At 63.0% G+C, this 2636-nt stretch carries 4 protein-coding genes; 1 reads left to right on the forward strand and 3 read right to left on the reverse strand.

Translation table 11 applies throughout. From position 1 onward, the window contains the following. The 3 genes from AC1RQK_RS40345 to AC1RQK_RS40355 form a co-directional block, all read right to left on the reverse strand. A partial coding sequence (locus AC1RQK_RS40345) for an acyl-CoA dehydrogenase family protein (protein WP_492376833.1) occupies positions 1-146 on the reverse strand: 146 nt, incomplete at its 3' end. A gap of 72 nt (positions 147-218) precedes the next feature. Beyond that, entirely contained in the window at positions 219-677 is a 459-nt protein-coding gene (locus AC1RQK_RS40350; RefSeq protein ID WP_492815241.1) for a PaaI family thioesterase, read from the reverse strand. Positions 678-762: 85 nt separating this feature from the next. Further along, a complete protein-coding gene (locus AC1RQK_RS40355) occupies positions 763-1197 on the reverse strand; it encodes a MerR family transcriptional regulator (RefSeq protein WP_492376831.1) in 435 nt (144 codons plus the stop codon). A 198-nt stretch (positions 1198-1395) separates the two neighbouring features. Between AC1RQK_RS40355 and AC1RQK_RS40360 the strand changes: the two genes are divergently transcribed. Then, the gene (locus AC1RQK_RS40360; protein WP_492815243.1) at positions 1396-2469 is read left to right on the forward strand and encodes an MBL fold metallo-hydrolase; all 1074 of its coding nucleotides are present in this window, start codon (positions 1396-1398) and stop codon (positions 2467-2469) included. Positions 2470-2636 lie beyond the last annotated feature (167 nt).

Below are 2636 nucleotides of genomic sequence, written 5' to 3' on the forward strand. Positions count from 1 at the left end.
TCCATCGGGAACTGGTCGGTACGGTCGATCTCGGCCGCGCGCGGCGCCAGTTCGGCCTGCGCCCAGTTGCGCACGGTGTCGCGCAGCATCTCGATGTCTTCGCCCAAGTCGAATTTCAGGCCTGGCAGCTCGGTCGTTGCGATCATGGCGGTCTCCTGATGGAATCGGTCTTGTTGTTTTGTCTGCTTTGTCTGTTTTGTCTGCTTTGTCGTTTGTGGTCAAACGTGGTCCAGCGTGCGCACCACGCACAAGGTCATCAGCATGGTAGCCACCGCCTTGCGCACGCCGGCGGTCTCGCTATACACGTCGCCCTGCGCCACGATCAAGGTACGGCCGGGCTTGAGCACGCGGCCCACCGCCACCAGCCGCTCGCCCTGGGCGGGTGAGAGCAGATTGATCTTGTACTCGGCGGTCAGCCCGGCCTCGCCGTCCCCCACCATCGACAGTGCGGCGTAGCCGCACGCGCTATCGGCCAGCGCGCCGACGGCGCCACCGTGGAAGAAGCCGTGCTGCTGGGTCACGCCCTCGGACCACGGCATAGCGATCTCCACCTCGCCCCACATGACCCGCGTCAGCGCCGCGCCGAAGGTGGTCATCAGGCCCTGGCGGGAGAAGCTGGTGGCAATGGCATCCGCGCGCTCGGCGGACAACGGCGTGGCATCGACAGCTTGAGGCATGGGCTTTCCTTGTTTGAGAAGCTATTCTATTGACGTTTACGTAAACGTCAATCAAATCAAATACGGCAGCTGTAATAATGCCTCATCAGGCACTTTTCACGACGGTCGGTGGCACTTCGCACGCATGTGTCGCCAGCAACGCCCGGCACTGCCGCTCGTGTTGATCGATCTCGGCAAGCTGCGCCTGCAGGTCCTCGAGCTGGCGCTCCAGTGTGCCGCGGTGATGCGCCAGCGAATGCAGGAAGCGCTCCAGCTGCGGTGCGGTGTCTCGCGGCGATTCATACAAGTCGAGAATCTCGCGGATTTCGTTGAGCGTCAGCCCAAGTCGCTTGCCCCGCACGGTGAGCTTCAGGCGCGTGCGCTCGCGCCCGTTATAGACGCGCTTGCGCCCGGTCGGCCCTTCGCGCTCCGGCGACAGCAAGCCCTGGTCCTCGTAGAAACGGATCGCACGCGGCGTCACGTCGAACTCGCGGGCGAGATCGGTGATGGTGTAGGTTGGCGTGGCTGGCGAGTCTGGCATGGTGGCCCGGTAAAAAAGTGAACGGTCGTTCGGTATGGAATGAAGTTTTCGCTTAAGATGGAAAAAGCCCGCTCCTATTGACGTTAACGTTAGCGTCAAGCAAGGCTGCTGGCAACCGCGATATGCAACCGTGACAACGAGAAAGCCCGCCTGCGCGCGGCACCGCGCGCACAGGGCTTCAGACCCGAGAGACTCCTCATGAACGCACTCGAACACGAACTCCAATACCCGTTTGGCGTAACCCTGCCCGAAGGCGGCGCGCGGCAGCAGGTGGCGCCCGGCGTCTACTGGCTGCGCATGCCGCTGCCCTTCGCGCTGGACCACATCAACCTGTGGCTGGTGCGCGACCGCCTTGAAGGCCGCGACGGCTGGACCATTATCGATTGCGGCGTCACCAACGACACCATCAAGGCGCACTGGGAAACCGTATTCGCCAACGAGCTCGACGGCCTGCCCGTGCTGCGCGTGCTGGCCACCCACTGCCACCCCGACCACATCGGGCTGGCGCACTGGCTGTGCAAGCGCTGGGACGCCCGCCTGTGGATGAGCCTGGGCGACTACATGAACGCCCGCGTGATGGGCGGCGGCAGCGGCGTCGGCTCCAACGCCGGCGGCGACTTCGCGGCCAGCCACTTCGCCCGCCACGGCCTGACGGACCCCGACAGCCTGGAAAAGCTGCGCGCACGCAAGAGCTACTACCCGTCGCTGGTGCCCGACCTACCCACCCAGTACCGCCGCATGATGGACGGCGATACCGTGCATATCGGCACCGACCCGGCCAGGTCCGGCTGGCGAGTGATCACTGGCTTCGGGCACGCGCCCGAGCACGTAGCGCTCTACAACGCCGCCTTGAATGTGCTGATTTCCGGCGACATGGTGCTCCCGCGCATCTCCACCAATGTCAGCGTGTTCGACATGGAACCGGAAGCCAATCCGCTCAAGCTATACCTGGACTCCCTGGGCAAGTACGAGCCGCTGCCCGAGGACGTGCTGATCCTGCCGTCGCACGGGCGGCCGTTCCGGAACCTGCATACCCGGATCCGCCAGTTGCGCGAACACCATGTGGAGCGGCTTGCCGAGACGCGGGTGGCCTGTGGGGAGAAGGCCTGCAATGCGCATGACATCGTTGGCGTGATTTTCAACCGGCAGTTTGATATTCACCAGATGACGTTTGCCATGGGCGAGGCGCTGGCGCACTTGCATGTGTTGTGGCATGCGGGGGAGGTGAGGCGGGAGGTTGGGGAGGATGGGGTTGTCAGGTTTAGGGTTTAGCGAGTACTGGTGGGATTTTGCTGCTGCCTCGGCGTTTGCTGCAACTGCAAAATCTAATTAAAAATCAATAACTTAACTTCAACTTCAACTGCAGTTTCACCACGCCTGCGGCGCGGCGACCTACTTTCTTGTCTTGCCAAGAAAGTAGGCAAAGAAGGCGCGCCGGA

The organism is Cupriavidus sp. GW822-FHT02D05, assembly GCF_058802485.1.

Coding starts and splice junctions, on each gene's coding strand:
- AC1RQK_RS40350 (WP_492815241.1), bottom strand. CDS start 677: ATGCCTCAAGCTGTCGATGCCACGCCGTTGTCCGCCGAGCGCGCGGAT.
- AC1RQK_RS40355 (WP_492376831.1), bottom strand. CDS start 1,197: ATGCCAGACTCGCCAGCCACGCCAACCTACACCATCACCGATCTCGCC.
- AC1RQK_RS40360 (WP_492815243.1), top strand. CDS start 1,396: ATGAACGCACTCGAACACGAACTCCAATACCCGTTTGGCGTAACCCTG.